The organism is Butyrivibrio sp. MB2005 (genome assembly GCF_000424285.1).
Taxonomy (GTDB): domain Bacteria; phylum Bacillota; class Clostridia; order Lachnospirales; family Lachnospiraceae; genus Butyrivibrio.
The window spans coordinates 123,315-149,833 of record NZ_AUJP01000012.1; the positions used below are offsets into that span (position 1 = coordinate 123,315).

A 26,519-nucleotide genomic window follows, 5' to 3' on the forward strand; every position below is an offset into this window, starting at 1 on the left:
CCACGGAGGCTTTTAGAATGGAATTAAAACCAGAAAAAATATCCGAGGTGATTCGAAGCCAGATCAAAAACTATCAAAATGCGATCATTCAGAATGAGACCGGAACAGTTCTTACCGTTGGTGACGGTATTTCAAGAGTATCAGGACTCCTGAACTGTATGTCAGGAGAACTTCTTGAGTTCGAGAACGGCACATTCGGAATGGCTCAGAACCTCGAAGAGACAGTAGTATCTGCGGTTCTGTTCGGCGAAGATGTTGGTATCAGCGAAGGACAGACCGTTAAGCGTACCGGACGCGTTGTTTCCGTACCGGTAGGCGATGCAATGATAGGACGTGTTGTAAATGCTATCGGACAGCCGATCGATGGCGCAGGCCCTATCGAATCAGATGATTATAGACCTGTTGAAATTAAGGCACCCGGCATCATCGAGAGACAGCCCGTTAAAGAGCCGCTTCAGACCGGTATCAAGGCTATCGACTCCATGATTCCCATCGGACGCGGACAGCGTGAGCTGATTATCGGTGACCGTCAGACAGGTAAGACCACTATCGCTATAGATACGATCATCAACCAGAAGGGTAAGGATGTTATCTGTATCTACGTAGCTATCGGTCAGAAGAGATCAACAGTTACAGGCCTGGTTGCAGAATTGCAGAAAGCCGGCGCTATGGAGTACTCCATAGTTGTTGCTGCTACAGCATCAGAGCCCAGCCCGCTGCAGTACATCGCTCCTTACACAGGATGTACAATGGGTGAGTATTTTATGAACAAGGGTAAGCACGTGCTGGTTATCTATGATGACCTTTCCAAGCACGCAGTAGCATATCGTGCACTGTCACTGCTTATCCGCAGACCTCCGGGACGTGAGGCATATCCCGGTGACGTATTCTATCTGCACTCAAGACTTCTTGAGAGAGCAGCTAAGCTTTCCGATGAAAACGGCGGCGGCTCACTTACAGCCCTTCCTATCATCGAGACTCAGGCCGGTGACGTATCTGCTTACATTCCTACAAACGTTATCTCCATCACAGATGGTCAGATATTCCTTGAGACCGAGCTTTTCCACTCTGGTATCATGCCGGCGGTTAACCCCGGTATCTCAGTATCACGAGTAGGTGGTAATGCTCAGATCAAGGCCATGAAGAAGGTTGCCGGAACCCTGAAGCTTATCTATTCACAGTACAGAGAGCTGCAGAGCTTTGCTCAGTTCGGTTCTGACCTTGATGAAGACACCAAGTCACGTCTTGCACAGGGTGAAAGAATCGTTGAAGTACTGAAGCAGGATAAGAGTTCACCTGTTGCCGTAGAGAAGCAGGTAGCCATTCTGTACGCGGTTATCAACAACGTTCTTACAGAAGTTGCTGTTACTGATATAGCTGAGTACGAAGCAGGCCTCTTCGATTTCCTTGATTCAAATCCTGACGGAAGCGATGTTATGAAGACAATCCGCGAGACAGGAAAACTTGAATCAGATACCGAAGAAAAGCTTAAGAACGTACTTAAGGCTTATACCGATAATTTCCTTAGCAGGAAATAACAATCACGGAGGAATGATACATGGCTGCTAATATGAAAGCTGTGAAGCTCCGGATAAAAAGCGTACAGAGCACCATGCAGATCACAAAGGCGATGCAGCTGGTTGCAGCAAGTAAGCTGAGAAAAGCTAAGGAGAAGGCAGATAATTCCAAGCCCTACCTTGGAACCTTGCTGGACACCTTAAGAGACATCGCTGACGGTAACCAAGATTTCCAGTCACCTTATACCAAGGTGGGAAGCAATGATAAATGGTTATACGTTGTAATCGCAGGTGACAGAGGACTTGCAGGAGGATACAACTCCAACCTGTTTAAGTTCATGGAAAGCGAGACAAAGGGACGCGACATCGAGGTATTTCCCATTGGTAAGAAATCAGTGGAATACTTCAAACACAGAAATGTTCCGATCTTCACTGAGGAATTTTCAGAGGTTGCCAAGGTAACCATTTCTGACTGCTTCTCAGTGGCAAATCTTTTATGTAAAGCATATAAAGAAGAAAAATTCGGACATATTTTCCTGTGCTATACGGATTTCATATCCATGATGTCACAGGTACCAAAGGCCAGTCCGATACTGCCGCTTTCAGACCTTAAGGTTGAGGATGGAGAACCTAAAAAGTCGAAATCCCTGATTCTGTACGAACCGGATAGTGAGACTGTTTTCAATACAGTTGTTCCGGAGTATTTGGCGGGAGTGCTTTATTCGAGTATCAATATCTCTGTTGCGAGTGAACTTGCAGCGAGAAGAACTGCGATGGAAGCAGCTACCGACAACGCAGAAGAAATGATAGAAACACTTAGTTTGTACTATAACAGAGCACGACAGGCAAGCATCACGCAGGAAATCACGGAGATCGTTGCCGGTGCCGAAGAGCCGTAAAGGAGAAAACTCACAATGAGTGAAAAACATGTTGGAAAGGTAATACAGGTAACAGGACCTGTCCTTGACATTCGTTTTGGCGAGGGTGAGCTGCCGGATCTGCATAGTGCTATTGAAATTCAGAATGGAGATACAACTCTTGTTGCTGAGGTAGCACAGCAGATAGGTGATGATGTAGTTCGTTGTATTGCAATGAGCTCCACGGACGGACTTGTTCGTGGAACCGACGCTGTTGATACAGCGAATCCTATATCTGTTCCGGTAGGTGATGAATGCCTCGGACGAATTTTCAATCTTCTCGGTGAGCCGGTTGATAACCAGCCTGCACCGCAGACACAGGAGAGATGGCCTATTCACAGACCCGCTCCCTCCTTTGAGGACCAGGTTCCTGCAACTGAGATTTTTGAGACAGGTATCAAAGTAGTAGATTTAATCTGCCCTTATGCTAAGGGTGGTAAGATTGGTCTGTTCGGTGGTGCGGGAGTTGGAAAAACTGTCCTCATCATGGAGCTTATCAATAACGTAGCGAAGGCACACGGTGGTATCTCAGTATTCACCGGTGTTGGAGAGCGTACACGTGAAGGTAACGACCTTTACGGAGAAATGAAGGAAAGTGGAGTTATCAACAAGACTGCACTGGTTTACGGACAGATGAACGAGCCTCCGGGAGCACGTATGAGAGTTGCTCTTTCCGGACTGACAATGGCTGAGTATTATCGTGATGTAAAGAATCAGGACGTGCTTCTTTTCATCGATAATATCTTCCGTTTCACACAGGCCGGTTCAGAGGTTTCAGCGCTGCTTGGACGTATGCCTTCAGCCGTTGGTTATCAGCCTACACTGGCAACAGAAATGGGTGCTTTGCAGGAGCGTATCACTTCTACAAAGAAGGGCTCCATCACATCAGTTCAGGCCGTATACGTGCCTGCCGATGACCTTACAGACCCTGCACCTGCAACCACTTTCACACACTTGGACGCTACAACCGTTTTGTCCCGTGATATCGCTTCTAAGGGTATTTACCCCGCAGTTGATCCGCTTGATTCAACCAGCCGTATCCTTTCTCCCGACATAGTTGGAAAAGAACACTATGAGGTAGCAAAGGGTGTGCAGCAGGTTCTTCAGAGATACCGCGAACTGCAGGATATTATCGCAATCATGGGTATGGATGAGTTGTCTGATGAGGATAAGCAGACAGTATTCAGAGCACGTAAGGTTCAGAACTTCCTGTCACAGAGCTTCTCAGTTGCTGAGCAGTTCACAGGACTTCCGGGCAAATACGTTCCGCTTAAGGAGACTATCCGCGGATTCAAGATGATCCTTGATGGTGAATGTGACGATCTTCCTGAGTCAGCATTCCTGCTTGTTGGAACAATTGACGAAGTGTTCGAAAAAGCTAAGAAGAATTCATAAAATATAGCCTTCTCCATTTAATGGAGAAGATATCTGCAAAGCAGATGGATACTAATATTCTAGCCTTCTCCATTTAATGGAGAAGATATCTGCAAAGCAGAAGGATACTAATATTCTAGCCTTCTCCATTTAATGGAGAAGATATCTGTAAAGCAGAAGGATACTAATATTCTAGCCTTCTCCTTTTAAGGAGAAGGTGTCTGCGAAGCAGACGGATGAGGTAAAATATGGCTACTTATCATTTACAGGTCGTATCCCTGGATGGAATGGAATATGAGGGCGAGGTTGAGAAGATCATGCTCCGTACTGTAGATGGCGATGTTGAGATTCTTGCGAGACACACCAACTACTGCACAGGAATAGGCATGGGAACTGCTCATGTAACCTTAGCCGATGGCAAGGAACGCCGAGCTGCCTGCATAGGTGGAATGCTTTCTGTCATGGACGGTATGGTCCGCGTGCTTCCGACAACCTGGGAGTGGAGCGACGAGATAGATGTGGAACGTGCGCGTTCAGCAAAAGCAAGAGCCGAAGAAAGGCTTAAGGATGCGCAGCTCACCAAGGAAGCCAGAGTCCGCGCTGAAGCCAAGCTTTATCGTGCACTTGTGCGCCTTGGTTCCGCACAGTGATGAAATGACGGTCTTGCGATTTTGAGGGAGTAACATACTCGGGGGAGATGTGATCCTGTCAGATTAGTAAAGGTCGGAACATTAGACATTATGAGGCGCTGTGGTTTGCCTAGACGGCTTGCTGCAGCGCTTTTGTTGTATCAGGCATGAATTAAGAACTAAAGAGAATAAATTTAATGATTAAAATAAAAAAGGCCAGGAAAGGCTTCTATCATGAGTTATTCGTACTCGTGATTCCGATAGTAATACAGAATCTGATAGCATCTGCTGTAAGCATGGCAGATGTAGTTATGCTGGGAAGAGTTGATCAGACCTCAATTTCAGCGTCAAGTCTTGCGGGACAGGTAATGTTCCTTCTAAATGTAGTATTCTTTGGGCTGAATTCTGCGCTGACTATTCTTGCTGCCCAGTATTGGGGAAAAAGAGACACAAAGACCATATCCAGGATCCTTGGAATAGGACTTATTATATCGCTGGTTATAACTGTATCACTGGCACTAGCGGCCTTTTTCTTCCCTCGTTATGTCATAAGAGTTTGGACCAATGTGCCGGAGCTTATAGATGCAGGTGCTGTCTATCTAAGATATGTTGCGCCGTCATATATATTCCTTGGAATAGCGCAGCCTTATCTTACTATTCTGAAAAGCTGCGAGAGAGTAATGTTTTCAACCACACTCTCTGCGTCGACTCTTGTGCTGAATGTTATCCTCAATGCACTTTTGATATTCGGTCTTGGACCGTTTCCTGAGATGGGCATTGCAGGCGCAGCTCTTGCAACGACCATTTGCTGGGCTTACGGAGTAGCCGTATGTATTATTGATTTTTGCAGACAAAAGATACTTCCAAAGAATATCATCGATATGTTCAGGATACCAAGGGAACTGGTTTCCGATTTTGCAAAGTACTCACTTCCTGCATTTATAAATGATGCTATGTGGGGACTTGCCTTTAACATGAATTCAATCATCATGGGACATCTGGGCTCTGACATAGTTGCAGCTAACTCAGTTGTGTCGGTGGCCAGAGATCTGGTGACTGTTGTGGGTTTTGGAATTTCCGCAGCAGCATCCATCATGCTTGGAAAAGAGATTGGAGAAAACAGGCTGGAGGATGCCGGAAAAGATGCTTCATCAATAATGAAAGTAGCAGTCCTGTCAGGAATAATATCAGGATTTGCCTTATTTGCTATTAGCCCCGTTGTTCCGGGACTTGTGAAAATATCCGCAACTGCAGCGCATTATCTTAGAATAATGTTATACATAAATGTCTTTTATCAGATGGGACAGATCGTAAATACTGTGCTTATCGCATCCCTGTTCAGATGCGGTGGCGATTCAAAATATGGAATGGTACTTGATATAGCGTGTATGTGGGGCTTTGCAGTACCTCTTGGGCTTATAAGTGCATTTGTGCTTAAGCTGCCTCCTATAATAGTTTATGCTCTGATGTGTACAGACGAATTTGCTAAGATGCCCTTTGCTATCCGGCATTATATGAGCAAGAAATGGATCAGGAATATTACAAGAGAAATTAATTAAATCGTATTTCAAGTTGACGATATGGCATTAGGATTTTATGATTAAATAGTCTATGTTGTAGACAAGAAAAGTTTAAGGGGAAACAAATGAAAAAGGGGAAAAGTCTAATTATTTCTATCACAGCAATGCTGTGTCTGTTTTTTGTGGTTTTTGGCATGAAAACCACTGCTCATGCAAAAACCGGTGATCTGTATGAAGGAAACAAATTCAATGATACTATCAAAGAGTTTAATAACGAGAAAGTTGACTGGTTAACGGAAGATAAAGTCATTACAAAGATAGTATTTGCCAAAACTTCTGCTGTATCAACAAAAAACCTTGCGAGCAAAGTAGTTGGAGACGGCGTAACAGCATATTATAATGCAACCACAAAAACCTTATATATCTGCTCCGACGAGAAAATAAGATTCAACTTTTCTTGTGATGATATGTTTTTTAATATGCAGGCAGTAGAATCTATTGATTTCGGAAAAGACATCATAGATACGACCAATATGGTAAAAGCATATCAGATGTTCAGAGATTGTGTGAGCCTTAAAAAGCTTGACCTAAGAGAATTCAGAACACCAAAGCTCAAAGACATGAGTACGATGTTTCACTGTTGCATAAGCCTTGAAGAATTAAATCTCAGCAGCTTTGACACTTCAAAGGTTACCAATATGCACAGTACTTTCATGACGCTTTCCAGTATAAGGAGACTAGATCTTGGCAATTTTGATACATCAAATGTAACATCAATGACTCAGCTGTTTACATATGACTCTAATCTGGAAAGCCTTGACCTTTCAGGATTTGATACATCCAATGTAGATGATATGTACAGGATGTTCTGTTTATGCAGCAGCTTGAAATCAATAAATTTTGGTGAAAAGTTTAATACCGCAAAAGTCAAAGATTTCAATGAAATGTTCAACGCATGCACTGACCTGGAATATCTGGATCTCAGCACCTTTGATTTTTCATCGGTTGATTATAAGGATGCAAAAGGCTTCATAGTCGGTTGCAGCTCACTTGAGTGTATAGATGCTCCCCATGTATTACCTGCTGATTTTAACTATCGCTCAGAATACTTTTGGGGGTCGCTTTCGGATCTTGGAGAAGTTGCACTTGATAACAATAAGGACGGCGTTCCCGATGACAATAGAAGGTTCAACTGTTTCCTTGCAGCCAATGAAAGTAACAGATATCTTTTTGTAAAGCAGTTAGGAAAGCCCAAAAAGGAAGAGAAAAATACTCATGAAGAAGATGACAGCGATATGGGCGATGAAAAGCAGCTTCAGGTAAAAAATAAAACTTCGGCAAGCACCACAGGCAGTAAAAACTCTGCCAAGCTGCCCATGAAAATAACCATCGACAAAATAACCTATAGGATCGGAGTAGATGGTAAGGCAGAAGTAATCAAGATCGGAGCTACGAAAAAAGCAAGGATCAACTTCATCGAAGTGGACGGAGTGGCTTATCCGGTAGTTAAGATAGCAAATAATGCCTGCAAATCCAATAAGACCATTAAGGAAGTTACACTTGGAAAATGCATTAAGCGCATAGGAAAAAATGCATTCAAGAAATGCAAAAAGCTTAAGAAGGTAAACATATATGCCAATAAATCACTGAAGGTTCAGAAGAATGCATTCAAGAACCTGCCGAAAAAAGCAAGGATCAAGGTTAAGGGAGTTAAAGGCAAAACCAGAGATAAGATAAAAAAAGCAATTAAAAAGCAGACAAATGCTAATGTAATGTAAATAAATATACGGCAGCACATAGCCCTCGCAATTTTGCGGGGGCTATTGTTATCTTTGTATAAAATCCACCCCATGATATTTGTAGAATAATGATAATTGAAGTAATGCGTTATTTAACCTATAATGTGTGTACGTTCACGGAAAAGCAAAATGCGCAGTAATTTCTTCGCGCATTGGCTTTAATATCAGTAACAATCAACATTTCACAAATAAAAAGTAAAGCGGGGTAGGAAAGATGGTAATTAAAAGCGTTACAGACAAAGAATTCAAAGAATACGGCAGAGTAGTGGAAGGATACAGTGTAGCTGAGATCCTTAAGGCACTTGAGAACGACACACCCTGCCCGGATGACGTTGTTTACGTAGCAGAAGAGCCTAAGCTGATGGCAACTGCTGATACTAAGGATCTTGGCACAAGCCTTTTTGGCGGCATGCCTTTCCAGTTCGGATACTGCAACGGTCACAACACAAAGATGAACTGCATGGAGTATCACAGAGACAGCGAGTTTAACCTTGGTACAGAGGATTTCATCCTTCTTCTTGCAAAGCTCAGCGACATCGAAGACGGCAAGCTTGATTCTTCCAAGGTAGTAGCATTCAAGTGCCCTAAGGGCGTACTCGTTGAGGTTTATGCTTCAACTCTTCACTATGCTCCCTGCCATGCAGATGCTTCTAAGGGCTTCAAGGTACTTATCGCACTTCCTAAGGGAACAAACGTAGGAACCACAGAGACAGCAGGCAAGAACCTTGATGACAGAACACTTTTCGCTACAAACAAGTGGCTTCTTGCACACAAGGACGCATCAGAGATCGCAGACGGCGCATACGAAGGCATCACAGGCGAGAACATTGATATTGCAGGTCTTATCTGATCACTGAAAAAATAAAAGCTTCCCGGGTGGGAGGTGTCACGAAGTGACAGATGAGAGGTAATGATGGCAACTATAACAGAAATTGCTGAACTTGCCGGTGTATCTATAGGTACTGTTGACAGGGTTTTACACAACAGAGGCTATGTCAAGGCCGAGACCAGAGAACGTGTCGAGAAAGCCTGTGAGGAACTTCAATACGAACCTAACAGGGTGGCACAGGGCCTGGCGGTCAGGAAAAAGAAGCTTAAGTTTCTTTTCATGATCCCCAAGACGCAGTACAGCCCATTTTTTATACCGGTCAGAGAAAGCGCAGAGAAAAAGGGTAAATCTCTTGAGGCATACGCTGCAACTACGGATATCATCGAATATCCCGACAGCGCAGCTGAGGAAGCAGAGCTTATAAAGACGCTGAAAAAGAGCATAGGCGAATACGACGGAGTATGCATTACAGGAACGGTTTCGCCTATAAACGATCTTATCATCGCAGAGCAGAAAAAACGTGATATTCCGCTTGTTTTCTACAACAGCAGACTGGACGGCGTTGAGCATCTTGCTTACGTGGGATGCGACTATATAGCTTCTGGAAGACTGGCAGCAGGACTTACTGCCATGGCGGGAGGCGATGATGCGAAGATCTGCTTTTTCACAGAGTATGACAGCATAAAAGAGAGTGCTACGGAGCGTATCAGGGGCTTTTCAAACGAGATGAGCTCAAGGTATCCCGATATGGAACTCCTCGGAAGGTGGAGCATATCCCTGGACAGAGAGGAGAATAAGCGCTCGGTAAAAGAGATGTTTGTAAAGTATCCCGAGACCAATGTGGTCTACGTCATAAATCCCAGAGATTATGACATCTGCAGGCTCATAGCCGCAGAGGATACAGATCATAAGATAAGGATAATCACCAACGACCTTGTAGCGGTGCAGTATGAGATGTTCCACAAGGGCCTCATAACCGCAACAATTTGCCAGGAACCGGAGAAACAGGGCAAGCTTTCCCTGGAGATTCTCTTTAATTATCTGGCGTACGGCACAGTGCCCAAGAAGGTGAATTATACTGAGCTCAGCATACATATAGAACAGAATTTATAGAACCTCATCCGGTGCTTCGCACCACCTTCCCCTAAAAGGGGAAGGCATAAAGCCTTCTCCCCTTTGGGGAGAAGGTGTCAGCGAAGCTGACGGATGAGGGGACATAGTTACCATATTTTGTCTCTTAAATATGTGAAATATGTCGTGTTGACAAAGCAGGCTCCAAAACTTATGATTTAGTAGATGTGTGAACGTACACACATTTTTTTAAAAAAGTTACTTTTTCGCAGTTTTTATAAAACTGCAAAGCAATAAACACATTTAAAAAGGGTAGGAGGATAAAAGAATGAATAACATGCCCCAGGCTAAAATTGGTATCGTTGCAGTCAGCCGTGACTGTTTCCCGGCATCACTTGCAATCAATCGTAGAAAGGCACTTGTAGAGAGCTACACAAAGCTCTTCAACAAGGATGATATTTATGAGTGCCCTGTTTGTATCATCGAGAGCGAGACTCAGACACTTGAGGCTCTTGAGGATGTAAAGAAGGCTGGATGTAACGCACTTTGCGTATATCTTGGTAACTTTGGTCCTGAGATTTCAGAGACACTTCTCGCTGAGAAGTTTGGTGGTCCTGTAATGTTCTGTGCAGCTGCAGAGGAGTCACAGAATGACCTTATCGATGGTAGAGGAGATGCTTACTGCGGAATGCTTAACGCAAGCTACAACCTTCACCTTCGTAACGTAAAGGCATATATTCCTGAGTATCCTGTAGGAACAGCTGATGAGTGCGCTAAGATGATCAACGAGTTCGTTCCGATCGCAAGAGCACTTTATGGTCTTTCAGAGCTCAAGGTTATCAGCTTCGGTCCTCGTCCGATGAACTTCCTTGCTTGTAACGCTCCTATTCAGCAGATCTACAACATGGGTGCTGAGATTGAAGAGAACTCAGAGCTTGATCTTTTCGAGAGCTTCAACAAGCACGCTGGTGACGCTAGAATCGCTGACGTTGTTGCAGACATGGAGAAGGATCTTGGCGCAGGCAACAAGAAGCCTGAAATCCTTTCCAAGCTTGCTCAGTATGAGCTTACACTTCTTGACTGGATCGAGGAGCACAGAGGCGGTAAGAAGTATGTATGTATCGCTGGTAAGTGCTGGCCTGCATTCCAGACACAGTTTGGGTTCGTTCCCTGCTATGTAAACAGCCGTCTTACAGGCCGTGGAATTCCGGTATCATGTGAGGTTGATATCTATGGTGCAATCTCAGAGTTCATCGGAACATGCATCTCCGGCGACGCTGTTACACTTCTTGACATCAACAACTCTGTACCTGCTGATATGTACGAAGAGTCCATCAAGGGCAAGTTCGACTACAAGCACACAGATACATTCATGGGCTTCCACTGCGGAAACACATGCACAAGCAAGCTTTCAAGCTGCGAGATGAAGTTCCAGAGAATCATGGCTAGAAACCTTCCTGAGGAAGTTACACAGGGAACACTTGAAGGTGACATCATGCCTGGTGATATCACATTCTACAGACTGCAGAGCACATCTGATAACCACCTTAAGGCATACGTTGCACAGGGCGAGGTTCTTAACGTACCTACAAGATCATTCGGTGGTATCGGTGTATTCGCTATTCCTGAGATGGGAAGATTCTACAGACACATCCTTATCCAGCACAACTTCCCTCATCACGGAGCAGTTGCTTTCGGTCACTTCGGAAAGGCACTCTTCGAGGTATTCAAGTATGTTGGAGCAGAAGTAATCGGCTACAACCAACCTGCATCACTTCCTTATCCTACAGAGAATCCTTTCGCTTAATTGCGGGATAAATAATCTCTTATAAAAAGCCAAATAAAGCACCTCTCGAAACGGTATATCCTTTCGGGAGGTGTTTTTTCTTATGTATAACTTTATAAGTTGTATACAATATAGTTTGCGTTGTGGTAGAATCGAAGGAACATGAAACAGGCGGTAGTGTCAAATGATTTATGGAAGGTCGGTCAATCATTAGCTGCTTTTTAGTTTTTTACAGTTGCTGTTTTGAATTACGTGGGTATCGTGAAAAACAATATTTATCCACGTAAGAAAATCAGGAAATGGTGAAGTGGATTACGGGGGTGAATGGGAAAATGTGATTTATCCACGTAAGATTGGCGGAAAAAAGGCTCAGGATTACGGGGGTGCTTAGAGAAATGAGATTCATCCACGTAAGAATGGCGGTAAAATGGCTAAAAATTACGGGGATGAAAAAAGAAAAACAATATTTTCCCCGTAATAAAACAGTGAGAGGAGCAGATTATGAAAATAGTAGCGGCAGAAATAGACAGCGTCGGAAATGACATTGATTACAGCGAACTGGAAGGCCTTGGGGATGTGACCTTTTATAAGGATAAGATAACACCGGAGAATGCGGCGGAGCGCCTTACTGGGATAGAAATCCTTTGCATCAATAAGTCTAAGATAACCCCTGAGATATTAGATAAAGCGCCGGACTTAAAGCTTATATGCGAGTTTGCTACAGGCTTTGACAATGTGGATATAAAGGCTTGCTCAGAAAGAGGAATAAAGGTTGCTAACGTTGCAGGCTACTCTACAATGTCAGTTGCACAGCATACCTTTGCGCTCCTTTTGTATATCATGGAATCCTTGAAAGAATATGATGAGTTTGTAAAAAGCGGTGAGTTTGCTGCGCAGGAACACTTCTGCAAACTGGATGTTCCTTTTCATGAGATCGATGGTCTCACCTGGGGCATAATCGGAATGGGAAATATCGGAAGAAAAGTTGCTCAGATAGCTACAGCATTCGGAGCAAAGGTAATTTTCTATTCTGCATCCGGAAGATGTGAGCACACAGAGAAAGACGCTCAGTATGAGATGGTCAGCTTTGATGAACTGCTTAAGAGAAGCGATATCCTTTCTCTTCACTGTCCTCTTACAGACAATACCAGAAATATCATCGACAAGGCTGCCCTTAAAAAAATGAAACCGTCAGCCATTCTCATAAATGTTGCTAGAGGCCCTGTTGTTAATGAAGAGGACCTCACGGAAGCGCTTCTTACCGGCGAGATAGCCGCTGCAGGTCTTGATGTTCTCGCAGTGGAACCCATGAGAAAAGACAGTCCATTCCTTCAGATTCAGGACAGCAAAAAGCTCTTCATTACTCCTCACATGGCGTGGGCAAGCGTCGAAGCCAGAAGCAGATGCGTCAATGAAGTTGCCAAAAACATAGTGGCCTTTGGAAATGGCGAAGAGAGAAATATTGTGAATTAAGATATTTTGCTTACTGTATATAAGCACATAAAAAACTCCTGTAGTGGTCGGTTTTTATTAACCAATTACAGGAGTTTTATACTCTGAACTAGAATTTGAAATTACTTAGTAACCAGCTTAGAAGCAATCAATTCATCTGCTTCCTCGTCTGAAAATCCATACTTTCCTATGAGTTCCTCCTTTATGGAGTCTATAGGATTATTATTTCTGATGGCATAGGAAACCAGGATTTCAGCATCTTCTTTTTTAGTCTCAGTTTTGACTTCGGCTTCCCATTCTCTTTTCATAACAATCTCTCTATCCCAGGCTTTCATATAGTGTGAACTCACCTCCGATCTGCTTTTGACTTCAGATAATATGTTATCAAGTGAAATTACTCTCTCGTTATGATCTGATGGTAGTGTTCCATCTACTATGTATTTTAACATTTCCTCTAAGTCTTTTCCATAAGTCTGATCCTTGGTTATGACATTGTTGTTGCCGTAAGCATAGAGAAAAATGTTAAGTCGTCCATCATCATATTCTATGTGAGGATGTGTCTTCAAATGCATTTTGGCTGCATAATACATATCACCTGCAAGAAATGGATCATAGGACAAAATGGTCACAGAAACATAATCAGGAAGTTCTCTGTAGTCTGTACTTGAAGGAAGAGTGCGTTCATCCGACAAGGCAGAGTAATATCGCTGTCTTCTCGGAAGCGATAATCTATCGCTCTCTCGATCCTCAATTTCGAGATCATAAATTGTGACACTAAGATCGGATGATTCAGGTACAGGTTTTATCTGAGCATCAAATCGTATGCCGTGCAATCCCCAATCAATTCCAAGAAAAGTTTTTTGAGGTGTAACCTCGATGTCGGAAATCTCTTGGCCAAGTACCGTTGACAGTATGATTCCGGCAACGGTTTTAGCTCGTTCATTGTCCTCCATTACACTGTCAAAGAGGAAACCGTTAATGAGATTCATAGATCGAACAGCCTTCTGGGCCTCTTCAAGAGTGATGCGACGCAAGAGCGCCGTTTTGTTGTTTTTCATAGAATTCCTTTCTATACATGCTTCTCCGGGCTTGTAAAAAGGAAAGTGAAATCATATGGAGGATAATTTAGCAGATTAAGAAGGCGCAGTCAATAAAAAGCGTTTTTACAGGAATGGGATAATCATTCGTGTAAAAACGCATCAATCACAGTGTTGACAGCTTTCTTTTGGGTATCTGTCAGTACAAGATATTTAGAATTTAAGTCGGCCAGTTCTTCAGTAATCTGACCCTTTTCTAGCTGTTCTGAATCGCTGAAAAACTCAGCAAGGGTAATGCCAAAAACATCACACATGAGCTCAATTTTATCAAGACCGGGATATCTGTTATAGGAATACCAGGTAACAAAAGTGGTTTGAGGAATGCCGGTTAATTTGGCGAGTTTGTATACACTCATACCACGTGCTTCTCGAAGTTCCAAAATTCTGCCAAGGGCATCGAACATAGAAAAACCTCCCAATAGGTTTGCTTGCAAATATATTGCGCGATATTAAATATAACAATATCATTTCACTTTTGCGATAGCATTTTGTATTGTTTACGGGAATTATCACGAATTTAAAAGTTGTGATATTAGAATTTTAATACGCAAATGAGATATGAATAATTCGCAAAGAAGTAGATGTACATTTCAGATACGAATCAATCATAATGATTAGAATTGCTGCAAAATCACTTTACGGAAGGGGCGGACAGATTTGTCCGCCCTTTCTATTTACAAAAGTATATAAAAATATATAATAGTATTCAATAAGTATATAATAATATATAAAAGTATTGCATAATATGGGCGAAGTTGCAGAAACTCAATGCAATACGGGAGGTTTAAATGTCAGCAGTTTGCCGCAAAACAGTCATTGATTATTATGCATTGCCGGGTGAGATCAGGACAGAACTTATCGACGGTGATTTTTATGAGGTTCCAAGGAGAGGAACATTGCATCAGGATATCGCTTCATATCTTCATATCGTAATAGGAAGATATATTTTCGAGCAGGGGCTTGATTTGAAATTATATGAGGGATCGGTAAGCGTCATGGTGGCATGCGATGACTACAATATGGTAGAGCCGGACCTGATGATAGTATCCGATAAGAGCATGATAGGAGGCCTCGAGATATATGGGGCGCCGGATTTTATTGCGGAGATAGTTTCCGACGGTACCAGGAAAAGGGATCTGATATCCAAGGTGAAGCTGTATAAGGATTCCGGGGTGAAGGAGTACTGGGTCATAGACCCTGCAGCAGGGAATCTATATAAATATATATTTATGGAAGGAAAAGATGAGCCTGAAGTTTTTGACCTAGAGTGCTCAGTGACAGTCAGCATATTTGATAACAGGCTCAGTGTAGATTTGTCCGGGATAAGGGATATCATAGATGAACATAACAGGATTCCTGTTTGATGATGGCTTTGAGCAGGATTTTTTAAATAAAACCTGGTGATTATGGCAAGAAATACAGATTTTCAGAGAGTTTTTAAATTATTCATTTGTTTTTACTTGTGCTGTGAGATATCATATAATAGGTTTTCAAATAGAAATAACACTCTACAGATATACTTATATAGATAGGGCATAACCTTAGCCTGTAGACTGTAATAAGTAAAAGGAGAAAAAATATGACTTTAGAAGAAGCAAAGAAGAAACTGGAAGCAAACGGACAGATGCATGTCCTTAAGTACTATGATGAGCTGTCAGGTGCAGAACAGGAAGCTCTGCTCCGGCAGATCGACGAGACAGATTTCGAGGTACTTAAGAATGCCAAGAATCTTGGTAAGGGCTCAAAGAGAGGCAAATTTGAACCTCTTGCCTGCATGCAGCTTTCAGAGATTGAAAAGAGAAAAGATGAGTTTAATGCCATTGGTACAGAGGCTATCAAGCAGGGCAAGGTAGCAGCATGTCTTCTTGCCGGCGGTATGGGTACAAGACTTGGCTCTGATGATCCCAAGGGTATGTATAACATTGGTCTTACTAAGGAAGTATTTATCTTCCAGAGAATTATCGAGAACCTTCTTGATGTAGTTAATGCTACAGGTTCATGGATTCATCTTTTCATTATGACCAGTGAGAAGAACCATGAGAAGACAGTTAAGTTCCTCACTGAGAAGAACTTCTTTGGATATAATGCAGAAAAGGTTACCTTCTTCAAGCAGGATATGGCTCCTGCATCAGATTATGAAGGTAAGGTATATATGGAAGCGAAGGGACGTATTTCTACATCTCCTAACGGAAATGCAGGTTGGTTTTCTTCTATGATTAAGGCAGGTCTTGATAAGACTCTTCATGCTGAGGGCATTGAATGGGTTAACATCTTCGCAGTTGATAACGTACTTCAGAGAATCTGCGATCCCTGCTTCGTTGGTGCTACAATCGCCCAGAAGGCAGAGGTTGGCGCTAAGGTTGTTAAGAAGAACGCTCCCGATGAGGGCGTTGGCGTTATGTGTCTTGAGGATGGCAGACCTTCAATCGTTGAGTACTATGAGCTTACTCAGGAGATGATGGATGCTAAGGACGAGGCAGGAGAGCCTGCTTACAACTATGGTGTTATCCTTAACTACCTCTTCAACGTACCGGCACTTGAGCGTATTGCCAAGAACGAGCTTCCTCTTCACGTAGTTGAGAAGAAGATTCCTTATATAAATGAGAACGGAGAGCTTATTAAGCCCGAGACTCCTAACGGATGCAAGTTTGAGCAGCTGGTTCTTGATATGATCCACGAGCTTGCAAGCTGTGTTCCTTACGAGGTTGTTCGTGAGTATGAGTTCGCGCCTATCAAGAACAAGACAGGTAAGGATTCAGTTGAGTCTGCAAGAGAGCTCTGCAAGAAGAACGGAATTGAACTTTAATTGAGGGTATTTTGGGAGGACAAAGAATGGCTATTTTAGTAACAGGTGGTGCCGGATACATTGGCAGCCACACAGTAGTAGAACTTCAGAATGCTGGATATGATGTTGTTGTAATGGATAACCTTGCTAACGCAAGTGAGAAGGTTCTTGGCCGTGTTGAGGCTATCACAGGCAAGAAGGTTCCTTTTTACAAGGCAGATATCCGCGACAGAGAAGGCCTTGAAGAGATCTTCACAAAGGAAAAGATTGACAGCGTTATTCATTTTGCAGGTCTTAAGGCTGTTGGTGAGTCAGTTCAGAAGCCTTGGGAGTACTATGATAACAACATCACAGGAACACTTACCCTTGTTGATGTAATGAGAAAGCATGGATGCAAGAATATCATTTTCTCATCATCTGCAACAGTATATGGTAATCCTGCATTTATTCCGATTACTGAGGAGTGTCCTAAGGGACAGTGCACCAACCCTTATGGTTGGACCAAGTCAATGCTTGAGCAGGTTCTTACAGATATTCAGTTTGCTGATAAGGAGTGGAATGTAGTTCTTCTTAGATACTTCAACCCTATCGGAGCACACAAGAGCGGTACTATAGGTGAGAACCCCAATGGTATCCCCAACAACCTTATGCCTTACATCACACAGGTTGCTGTTGGTAGACTTCCGAAGCTCAACGTATTCGGTAATGACTACGATACACCCGATGGAACAGGTGTCCGCGATTACATTCATGTAGTAGACCTTGCTGTTGGCCACGTTAAGGCTCTTAAGAAGCTTGAGCCCGGCAGCGGACTTAACATCTACAACCTTGGAACAGGAGTTGGATATAGCGTTCTTGATATCGTTAAGAATTTCGAGGAAGCTAACGGTGTTAAGATTCCTTATGAGATTCAGCCCAGACGTGCAGGAGATATTGCTACATGCTACTCAAATGCAGATAAGGCTGAAAAAGAGCTCGGCTGGAAGGCAGAGAACGGAATCCGTGAGATGTGTGAAGACTCATGGAGATGGCAGAGCCAGAATCCTAACGGATATGAGGAATAATTGCAACCTATGTTTAGATTATGGATCAGGCTGATTAACGACAATCACCTTATAAAGGATATGACTGTTGAAGATAACACCATGGATACAAGGACCCATAAAGTGAAAAATGCATTGGAGAAGGCCTGCTATGAGTTTGACCTTAGTAAGCCTATATGGCTTAAGTCCACTGTGCATGATTTTCAGCTGCACAGCAAATGCAGATTTACAAAGGATGCATTTATTGAAGAAGTGCCATTCGATTACATGGAGATCCAGGTAATAGAGGAAGATGACTTCTATTATTGATGTCGCGAAATAGCGCATAAATACTGACAAAGCATATAAATATTTCCCGGAACTGAGATTGAACATTATGTTTAAATTTAGTTTTGGGAAATATTTTTTTGATACTTTTATCACAATTTCGTCACAATCTCTGCCTATACTGATAACATACAAGGAAAAGAAAAACAGCATGGATAACATAAAAACAACAATTTATCAAAGAAAAGAGGTAATGAACCATGTTTGATAATGAAAATACTAACGATCAGCAGATGGGCACAAATTCATCTGAGCCCACTAAAAACACAAGTTACGGCCAGAGCAATAATGGCAGTTTCTCAGGAAGTTCCTATAACGGAGCACCTTCCGGAAACTATAATTCAGGAAGCTATAACTCCGGCAACTATAATTCAGGCAGCTACAGCCAAGGAACCATGAACGGAAATTACAGTTCAGCTAATCCCGGAACACCGAATTATACAACAGGCGGTCAGGGAAGCTATAACGGCGGATCCTATGGCACATACCAGTATGGCAGCTATCAGCCGGCAGGCGGAGCACAGCCTCCAAGAAAAGGCGGAAAGGGTAAGAAAGCAGCCATCGTAATCGCAGCAACACTTATTCTTGCACTTGGACTTGGTGCCGGATATTACAGCATGACAAGGATCAGCGATAAGCTCATTGAAGCTAAGGACGATGAAGATGATGATGAGATCGCTGCAGCAAATGAGTCAGGTGAAGATGCAGACGCTTCCGAAGATGTTGATGAGGACGCAGCAGATGCTTCTGAGGAAGATGCTGATGTTATAGGTGATTCCGGAGACACAGGAATCGCTTCAACCGGTGTAGTATCAGATTCTGCGATCATTACAACAGATGTTACTCAGGTGGTTGCAAAGGCAATGCCTGCAATGGTATCCATCAATAACAACTACACTCAGTCAATGTCTTATTTTGGACAGAAGTACAGCCAGGAGCTTACAGCATCAGGATCAGGCTTCATAGTTGGTACAAATGATACAGAGCTTCTCATAGCAACAAACTATCATGTAATTGAAGGTGCAGACACACTTGAGGTTCAGTTTGTAAATGAGAAAACTGCAAATGCTGAGGTTAAAGGTACTGATGCAAATATGGATCTTGCTGTAATAGCAGTAAGACTTGAGGATCTTGAAAGTGATACAAAATCTGCTATAGCAATTGCTGAGCTTGGCGATTCAGACTCTCTTGTACTTGGAGAACCCGCTATTGCAATTGGTAATGCACTTGGATATGGTCAGTCAGTAACTACAGGTGTTATAAGCGCACTTAACCGTGTTATTGAGCTGGATGATTCTAAAGAAGGCACATTTATCCAGACCAATGCCGAGATCAATCCCGGTAACTCAGGCGGAGCACTTCTCAATATCAAAGGTGAGGTAGTAGGAATTAACTCCAACAAGATCGGCGGCGATACTGTAGAAGGTATGGGATATGCTATTCCGATATCTACAGCAAAGCCCATCATTGAGCAGCTCATGACAGAGAAGACACGTGCAAAGATTGCCGAGGATTCAAGAGGCTATATCGGTATATCCGGTGTCAGCGTAACATCTGAGGTTTCAGAGATGTATGGACTTCCTCTCGGAGTGTATGTAGCAGCTGTTACAGAAGACGGTGGCGCTAAGGCAGCCGGCATCGCAGAAGGCGACATCATCACCAAGTTTGATGGAAAAGAGATTTCATCAATGGCGGATCTTCAGAACAGACTTGCATATTATGAAGCAGGAGAGGTTGTAACAGTTACAATAGAAAGACAGTCATCCGGCGGATATCAGGAGCAGGAGGTTCAGGTAACACTTGGAACAAAGCAGACTGTAGAAGATGCAAACCAGAACGGAACTGAGGGTAAGACCTATGACGGAGAGCCCAAAGAGGATGCAATACCTGAGGATGGCCAGAATAATGAAGGTGGCCAGAACGGTGAAGGCGGTCAGAACGGTGAAGATGGCATGAACGGCGGAGATTTCGATATGTTTGAAAATCCCTTCGGCTTCCAGTTTAACTTTGGTAACTAATTGATAATTGAATCCCCAAAATAAGAAAATATCAGAATGCCCCACTACAGTGCATGTAGCGGGGCATTTGACTTAATTAAAATTTAATACACATTGAAGCGCATTTGATGTACACTTAAATTGAATTAATGCGATTAAATCGAAGCGGGAAGTAATTTTGAGATGATAGAAAGTTACGAATACAATAAAGAGCACAACACGATGAATCCGAGAGTTGCTTTTGCAACAGCTGCATTTATCATTAGTTTGATATCGGCAGCACTTTTACTCAGTGTATATTTTGCTATAATTCTGGGCGGAATCGCTATCGTGATGGCACTTCTATCAAGAGACTCTTCCGGAAAGCTCCTTCCTCAGGCCAGAAGGGCGATAATTTTTGGCTCGGTAGGGCTTATAGGCGGGTATTTTTTACTGGTTCAGGCAGTTATTTCCATGTTTGTGGATCCTGAAGTAAGGGCACTGGTTAACCAGTATTCACTTGCTATCAGTGGCGAGAGTTTCGATGATACTATTCAGGATTTGGAGAATAGTTTAGGAATTAAATTTGATTAAGTTTTGACGGAGATTGGCAGAGTGGGGGACTGCATAGGTACAGCTTTCTAGAGCCGCAGGATATATAGCGGAGGAAGGAGTGCTTATGAGTGGAATAGGTGCAATAGGATTTGGCGGCGGATACGTGCCGGGCTTTGGCTATCCCATGGGAATAGGCGGAGGAACCGGAGCTTCATCAGTGGGGGCTGAATCCAAGATTACTCTAAATCCCGGTGAAAGTGTTGAGAAGAGACCGGGGCTTAGATCTTCACCGGCAGAATGTGAGACCTGTAAAAACCGTAAATATCAGGACGGTTCTGATGAGATGGTCTCATTTAAATCGGCTGCCCATATTTCTCCTGAGGCTGCGCCTTCAAGGGTAAGAGCCCATGAGCAGGAGCATGTTTCCAATGCTTTTAAGAAGGCATCAGAGGGTGACGGTAAAGTCATTCAGGCTTCTGTAAAGCTTACTACTGCTGTGTGTCCTGAGTGTGGCAGGACATACGTTTCAGGCGGTTTGACCACAACACAGATTATGTATAAGAATGAGGACAATCCTTACCAGAAAAATAGGAAAGGTGCAGATGCGGCAGGTCTCGTAGGTGCCAATTTTGATGCAGGTGTTTAAAGCATTGGGATTGTCTGTGGAAAGGAATATATGAGACAACCCAAGAATGCAGACATGGTGAAGGCGACAGCAAGGGAGCGTCTTTACGGACAATATGGCACTACGATCGGTGCTGCTATTCTTTTTGCGGCGATTCAGCTGATAATTTCAAACATTGTAGTAGTAATGGTCAGCCCCAGTAATATTCTGACATATATCATTTATTTATTGTCCCTGTTTTTGGTGGACATCTTTTTGGGTGTCTTCTATTCGGGAATGGCATATCTTTACATGAACGTCATTTATGCTCAGCCGGTTTCTGCCAAGGATTTCTGGCACGGCTTTGCAAGTCATCCTGATAAGGCGCTTGTTTTGCAGATACCTTTTTCTGTGGCATACATGCTTCAGTCAGTACCGCTGTCTGTATGGCTTAATTTCTACAGAGAATCCGGAAATGTGATGATGAGAAATATCCTTATCGCCATAGCAGCGGTGGGATTAGTGCTGATGATAGCCTTCAATCTGGTATTTTCACAGGTATTTTACCTGCTTCAGGATTTCCCTGATAAATCCCCCGAGGACATTTTCAGAATCAGTGCAGACCTTATGAATGGCAACAAATTCAGACTCTTTAAGCTTTATTTGAGCTTTATTCCAATGATTATTCTTGGAATATTGACGTTCTTTATCCCGCTTTTGTGGGTTAATGCCTACATGGAGGCTTCACAGGCCGCGTTTTACCAGGACCTTATCGCGGTTTCTTCACAGAACAGCATGGAATAAAAATACGGAGATTGTATTAAAATATGGACTTAATTGATGCTATTAAAGCTATAGATAAAACCCATGAGGATGACGTTTTAAAAAGACTCACAACTGTTTGGGGAGATTCCTTAAAAGAAGACGAGGTTTTGCAGGAATACCCAAGACCCCAGTTTAAAAGAGAAAGCTACATCAACCTCAATGGAATTTGGGAGTATGCTTTTTCAAACAAAGAGATCATGCCTGCTGCAATGGAAGGGAAAATTCTTGTTCCATTTTCACCGGAGGCAATTCTTTCAGGCGTTGAGAGACAGTTACAGCCGGATGAGACTCTCTTATATAAAAAGGAACTTAAAGGAATCCGCATTCCTGATGCAGACTCCAGAGTTCTTCTTCATTTTGGTGCAGTTGATCAAAAAGCCATTGTTTTTGTAAACAACGTACCTGTCGGCGCGCATCTGGGCGGCTATTTACCATTTACAATCGATATCACGGATTCACTTGAGAAATCGGAGGATGATTCCCTTTCTCTTTTTGGCGTGCTTACCGTTTTTGTAACTGATGACAGTGATACTTCATATCACAGCAGAGGTAAGCAGACCTTAAAGCGCGGCGGTATGTATTATACAGCTCAGAGCGGAATCTGGCAGACTGTGTGGATTGAGGTTGTTCCAAAGCTTCATATCACAGCCTACAGAATTATTCCGGACAGGGATCTTGCCCATGTGAATATTAAGATTTTCACAAATGGAGAGACTAAGGTTAAGCTTAGCGTAAAAGCAGCGGATGGTGAGACTTTGATAGCTGAAGTTCAGGGGGATACCGTACCTGTAAGAGATGAGGGCAAACGTCATTCTCCTCACGAGCTTGGCAGATATTCACCGGATCTTGAGGATGGACACAGATCATCCCATGTTTACAGCTGCAGGATAAGCATTCCAAAGCCTCATCTGTGGAGTCCCGAGGATCCTTATCTTTATAATCTTGAAATAGAGGCAGAAAGCGATAAGGCAGAGTCATATTTTGCGATGCGCTCCTTTACAAGGCAGTTTGATGAGCAGGGTAATCCCAGATTTTTCCTGAATAATAAGCCTTACTTCTTAAACGGAGTTCTGGATCAGGGCTACTGGCCTGACGGACTTTATACGGCACCTTCTGATGAAGCGCTTATTTTTGATATTGTAGAGATGAAGAAGCTTGGTTTTAACATGCTTCGTAAACATATAAAAATTGAGGCTGCCAGATGGTACTACCACTGCGACAGACTTGGCATGGTGGTGTGGCAGGATATGGTCAGCGGAGGCTCATCCTACGCAAAGCCTGTTGTCAGCTACCTTCCGACGCTGTTTCCTGATGTGTTTGGCAGAATGCCGGATGGCCCCGTGAACTACAGGATGTTTTCAAGAGGCTCTGCGGATGGCAGAAAAGAGTGGACTCAGGAGATGGAGGATACCATCAAGACTCTTATAAATGTGCCAAGTATTGCAGTATGGGTTCTGTTTAACGAGGGCTGGGGACAGTTCAATGCTTCGGCAGCTACCATAAATGCCAGACAGTTTGAGGATGGAAGACTGATAGATCAGGCCAGCGGATGGTTTGATGAAAACGGCGGTGACTTCAGAAGTGTCCATAACTATTTCAGACCTCTTGAGGTTATCAAGGATAAGCACAAAAGAGCTTTTGTGATCTCCGAGTATGGCGGATATACCTGCTATATCAAGGGACACAGCAGTGTGGACAGGATTTACGGATATAAGAAATACGATTCTCCAGGCAGCTTTGCCAGGGCTTACAGAGACCTTATGAAGCTTGTTACAGAGAATCTGAAGGCAAAAGGCCTTGCCGGTGCTGTTTATACCCAGCTTTCCGATGTGGAGGAAGAGGTAAACGGAATTCTGACTTACGACAGAAGGCACAATAAATTAAAACTTGCCGGAAACCACAAAGCCACAAAGAGATAATATCTATGCTATAATTGACCTATTAAAAAACGCGGAGGAATAAACAGAGTATGGAAAACAAGAAGGCGGTTGTTTCACTTGGACATGAGGCACTTGGATATACCACTAACGAGCAGAAGGAAGCCGTTGGTGTTACAGCTAAAGCCCTTGCAGATCTTGCTCAGGCAGGATATCAGCTTAATATTACACACAGTAACGGACCTCAGGTCAGCATGATTCACAAGGCTATGACAGAGCTTCGTAGAATTTACATCGATTACACACCTGCACCTATGAGTGTCTGCAGTGCCATGAGCCAGGGTTATGTTGGATACGACCTTCAGAATTCCCTTAAGAGTGAGCTCACAAGCCGCGGTATATCTACTCCTGTCAGCACAATCCTCACACAGGTTACGGTAGATCCTTATGATGAGGCATTCTATGAACCTACCAAGTTTATCGGAAGATATATGTCCAGAGAGGACGCAGATAATGAGATAAAGAAGGGCAACTTCGTTCAGGAGGTTCCGGGAAAAGGCTTCCTTAGAATCGTTGCTGCTCCCAAGCCCATTGATATCGTAGAAATCGATACAATCAGAACACTGTCAGATGCAGGACAGATAGTTATCGCCTGCGGCGGTGGCGGAATACCTGTAATTCAGCAGGGCCACGTACTTAAGGGTGCATCAGCGGTTATCGAGAAGGATGCAATAGCAGGAAAGCTTGCTACAGACCTTAACGCAGACAAGCTCTTTATATTTACTTCTGTTCCCTGTGTTTATAAGGATTTTGAAAAGGATACTCAGACTCCTATAGAGAAAATGACTGTAAGTGATGCAGAGAGATACATTAGTGAAGGACAATTTGGGGAAACAAATATGCTACCCAAGATAGAGGCTGCCATAGAGTTCCTTAAGAGTAATCCGGAAGGAACTGTTCTTATAACATCTCTGTCTGAGGTAGCAAATGCATTAAAGGGTAAGGCAGGAACATGCATTACTGCATGACATCGTGCCTGATCTCGATTTGAGGACCGCCTTTACCGCGGATATAATCACCGGTAATTGTTACGTGTCCGATGTTTTCATCCTTTGGTATCTCATACATAATATCGAGCATGAATTCTTCTATTATGGCCCGGAGCGCACGCGCTCCGGTGTCTTTTTCTAAAGCCTTTTCGGCAATAGCTTCAAGAGCATCGTCATTAAAATCAAGTTTTACTTCATCAAGAGCAAGGAGCTTCTGATACTGCTTCAATATTGCATTCTTGGGCTCTTTCAGTATCTGGATCAGCATATCCTTGGACAAACCTTTAAGTGTGCAGATAATAGGAAGACGACCAAGGAATTCAGGGATCATTCCGAATTTCTTAAGATCATCGACAGTAACCTTGGTGATAAGGTCAGGGTCTTTATCCCACTTATCCTTAAGATCTGCATCAAAACCTATAGAAGTCTGTTTGTTCAGACGCTGCTTTATGATCTCGTCAAGATCCGGGAAAGCTCCGCCGCAGATAAAGAGGATATTTCTTGTATTAACTGTGGCCATGGGAACCATTGCGTTTTTGCTGCTGGCGCCTACAGGTACTTCAACATCTGCGCCTTCTAAGAGCTTCAGCATTCCCTGCTGAACGGATTCGCCGCTTACATCTCTTGAAGTGGTGTTCTTTTTCTTGGCAATCTTATCTATCTCATCTATGAAGATGATGCCCTGCTGAGCCTTGTCTATATCGTTGCCTGCTGCGGCAAGGAGCTTACTTACAACGGATTCGATATCATCACCGATGTAGCCGGCTTCTGTAAGGGATGTGGCATCTGTTATTGCAAGCGGTACATCCAAAAGTCTTGCAAGGGTTTTTACAAGATATGTCTTACCACTTCCTGTGGGACCGATCATGAGAATATTGGACTTCTCGATCTCTATGTCATCCATGGTTCCTGTGGTAACTCTCTTGTAGTGGTTGTATACCGCTACAGATATTATCTTTTTTGCCTGTTCCTGACCGATTACATAGTCATCAAGCTTTGCTTTTATCTTGTGAGGAGCAGGGATGTTCTCGATGCTAAGCTCAGGCTTTACTTCGGGCTCTTCCTTTTTCTTCTTGATCTTCTGGGAGTTGGGAATTCCGCCTGTTCCCTGGAAGTTGGAAAAGTCCATGAAACTAAGACCGGGCATACCTGTATGCTTATTAAGCTCGTTCATAAGAGTAGGATTATTCAAAAGGTTCTGATAATCAAACTGGCTGACTGTGTCCATGGTCTTGTGCATGCAGTCGTCGCATACGCAGATTCCGTTAGGAAGATGGAACATCTTGCCGGCCTTACTCTCGGGGCGTCTGCACATGAAGCAGACATCTTCATATTCGGGCTCCTTCTTATCGTTATTTTCTGTATTTGCGTTTCCGTTTATTTCGTCGATGTTGTTATTATTCTGATCACTCATAGCAGTTCTCCGTTTCTGTTTATACCAACTTAGATTATATGCGCAGCTTTCAGTATCTACAAGTGAAGAAAAT

23 protein-coding genes are annotated in these 26,519 nt (G+C 43.2%); 20 read left to right on the forward strand and 3 right to left on the reverse strand.

What is annotated here, in order from left to right; genetic code table 11:
- The first annotated feature begins 17 nt into the window (after positions 1 to 17).
- From atpA to G610_RS0108355, 10 genes are all read left to right on the forward strand, one after another.
- On the forward strand, positions 18 to 1,538 hold the full coding sequence (gene atpA, locus G610_RS0108310; protein WP_026524428.1) for a F0F1 ATP synthase subunit alpha: 1,521 nt from the start codon (positions 18 to 20) through the stop codon (positions 1,536 to 1,538).
- Between the two features lie 20 nt (positions 1,539 to 1,558).
- Positions 1,559 to 2,416 (forward strand): ATP synthase F1 subunit gamma, encoded by an 858-nt coding sequence (atpG, locus tag G610_RS0108315; RefSeq protein WP_026524429.1) that lies wholly within the window; start codon positions 1,559 to 1,561, stop codon positions 2,414 to 2,416.
- 15 nt (positions 2,417 to 2,431) lie between these two features.
- Complete coding sequence (gene atpD / locus G610_RS0108320) at positions 2,432 to 3,829, forward strand: F0F1 ATP synthase subunit beta (RefSeq protein ID WP_026495818.1); 1,398 nt, start codon at positions 2,432 to 2,434, stop codon at positions 3,827 to 3,829.
- Positions 3,830 to 4,056: 227 nt separating this feature from the next.
- The gene (gene atpC, locus G610_RS0108325; protein WP_026495819.1) at positions 4,057 to 4,458 is read left to right on the forward strand and encodes an ATP synthase F1 subunit epsilon; all 402 of its coding nucleotides are present in this window, start codon (positions 4,057 to 4,059) and stop codon (positions 4,456 to 4,458) included.
- Positions 4,459 to 4,634: 176 nt separating this feature from the next.
- Positions 4,635 to 5,996, forward strand: a complete 1,362-nt coding sequence (locus tag G610_RS0108330) for an MATE family efflux transporter (protein ID WP_051197860.1) — start codon at positions 4,635 to 4,637, stop codon at positions 5,994 to 5,996.
- 86 nt (positions 5,997 to 6,082) lie between these two features.
- Positions 6,083 to 7,735: a BspA family leucine-rich repeat surface protein gene (locus G610_RS22120; protein WP_026524431.1), complete on the forward strand. Its 1,653-nt coding sequence runs from the start codon at positions 6,083 to 6,085 to the stop codon at positions 7,733 to 7,735.
- A gap of 235 nt (positions 7,736 to 7,970) precedes the next feature.
- The gene (locus G610_RS0108340; protein ID WP_026524432.1) at positions 7,971 to 8,606 is read left to right on the forward strand and encodes a DUF4867 family protein; all 636 of its coding nucleotides are present in this window, start codon (positions 7,971 to 7,973) and stop codon (positions 8,604 to 8,606) included.
- 63 nt (positions 8,607 to 8,669) lie between these two features.
- Positions 8,670 to 9,698, forward strand: coding sequence for a LacI family DNA-binding transcriptional regulator (locus G610_RS0108345; RefSeq protein ID WP_026524433.1), 1,029 nt, complete (start codon positions 8,670 to 8,672; stop codon positions 9,696 to 9,698).
- A 286-nt stretch (positions 9,699 to 9,984) separates the two neighbouring features.
- On the forward strand, positions 9,985 to 11,463 hold the full coding sequence (locus tag G610_RS0108350) for an L-fucose/L-arabinose isomerase family protein (RefSeq protein WP_026524434.1): 1,479 nt from the start codon (positions 9,985 to 9,987) through the stop codon (positions 11,461 to 11,463).
- Between the two features lie 480 nt (positions 11,464 to 11,943).
- Positions 11,944 to 12,915 (forward strand): NAD(P)-dependent oxidoreductase, encoded by a 972-nt coding sequence (locus G610_RS0108355; protein WP_026524435.1) that lies wholly within the window; start codon positions 11,944 to 11,946, stop codon positions 12,913 to 12,915.
- A 101-nt stretch (positions 12,916 to 13,016) separates the two neighbouring features.
- Here G610_RS0108355 and G610_RS0108360 read toward each other — a convergent pair whose 3' ends face one another.
- Positions 13,017 to 13,952 carry a hypothetical protein gene (locus G610_RS0108360; protein ID WP_155830990.1) on the reverse strand — a complete coding sequence of 312 codons (936 nt, stop codon included), beginning with the start codon at positions 13,950 to 13,952 and terminating at the stop codon, positions 13,017 to 13,019.
- A 122-nt stretch (positions 13,953 to 14,074) separates the two neighbouring features.
- Entirely contained in the window at positions 14,075 to 14,395 is a 321-nt protein-coding gene (locus G610_RS0108365; RefSeq protein ID WP_035797237.1) for a helix-turn-helix domain-containing protein, read from the reverse strand.
- A gap of 384 nt (positions 14,396 to 14,779) precedes the next feature.
- Between G610_RS0108365 and G610_RS20260 the strand changes: the two genes are divergently transcribed.
- The 10 genes from G610_RS20260 to arcC all read left to right on the forward strand — a co-directional run bounded on the left by G610_RS20260 (position 14,780) and on the right by arcC (position 25,011).
- On the forward strand, positions 14,780 to 15,355 hold the full coding sequence (locus G610_RS20260) for a Uma2 family endonuclease (RefSeq protein WP_051197862.1): 576 nt from the start codon (positions 14,780 to 14,782) through the stop codon (positions 15,353 to 15,355).
- A gap of 215 nt (positions 15,356 to 15,570) precedes the next feature.
- Entirely contained in the window at positions 15,571 to 16,797 is a 1,227-nt protein-coding gene (locus G610_RS0108375) for a UTP--glucose-1-phosphate uridylyltransferase (RefSeq protein ID WP_026524438.1), read from the forward strand.
- 26 nt (positions 16,798 to 16,823) lie between these two features.
- Positions 16,824 to 17,840, forward strand: coding sequence for a UDP-glucose 4-epimerase GalE (gene galE / locus G610_RS0108380; protein WP_026495829.1), 1,017 nt, complete (start codon positions 16,824 to 16,826; stop codon positions 17,838 to 17,840).
- 9 nt (positions 17,841 to 17,849) lie between these two features.
- Positions 17,850 to 18,128 (forward strand): hypothetical protein, encoded by a 279-nt coding sequence (locus G610_RS0108385; RefSeq protein ID WP_026495830.1) that lies wholly within the window; start codon positions 17,850 to 17,852, stop codon positions 18,126 to 18,128.
- Positions 18,129 to 18,346: 218 nt separating this feature from the next.
- A complete protein-coding gene (locus tag G610_RS20265; RefSeq protein ID WP_051197863.1) occupies positions 18,347 to 20,164 on the forward strand; it encodes a S1C family serine protease in 1,818 nt (605 codons plus the stop codon).
- A gap of 162 nt (positions 20,165 to 20,326) precedes the next feature.
- Complete coding sequence (locus G610_RS0108400; protein ID WP_026495831.1) at positions 20,327 to 20,716, forward strand: hypothetical protein; 390 nt, start codon at positions 20,327 to 20,329, stop codon at positions 20,714 to 20,716.
- Positions 20,717 to 20,801: 85 nt separating this feature from the next.
- Complete coding sequence (locus tag G610_RS0108405) at positions 20,802 to 21,323, forward strand: hypothetical protein (protein ID WP_026495832.1); 522 nt, start codon at positions 20,802 to 20,804, stop codon at positions 21,321 to 21,323.
- Positions 21,324 to 21,353: 30 nt separating this feature from the next.
- Positions 21,354 to 22,085, forward strand: a complete 732-nt coding sequence (locus tag G610_RS0108410; RefSeq protein WP_026495833.1) for a DUF975 family protein — start codon at positions 21,354 to 21,356, stop codon at positions 22,083 to 22,085.
- 23 nt (positions 22,086 to 22,108) lie between these two features.
- Positions 22,109 to 24,025 carry a glycoside hydrolase family 2 protein gene (locus G610_RS0108415; RefSeq protein ID WP_026524440.1) on the forward strand — a complete coding sequence of 639 codons (1,917 nt, stop codon included), beginning with the start codon at positions 22,109 to 22,111 and terminating at the stop codon, positions 24,023 to 24,025.
- A 50-nt stretch (positions 24,026 to 24,075) separates the two neighbouring features.
- Positions 24,076 to 25,011 (forward strand): carbamate kinase, encoded by a 936-nt coding sequence (gene arcC, locus G610_RS0108420; protein ID WP_026524441.1) that lies wholly within the window; start codon positions 24,076 to 24,078, stop codon positions 25,009 to 25,011.
- Here the strand turns inward: arcC and clpX are convergent.
- Positions 25,001 to 26,446, reverse strand: coding sequence for an ATP-dependent Clp protease ATP-binding subunit ClpX (clpX, locus tag G610_RS0108425; RefSeq protein WP_026524442.1), 1,446 nt, complete (start codon positions 26,444 to 26,446; stop codon positions 25,001 to 25,003). The two genes, arcC and clpX, sit on opposite strands and share 11 nt — an antisense overlap.
- Positions 26,447 to 26,519: the final 73 nt, after the last annotated feature.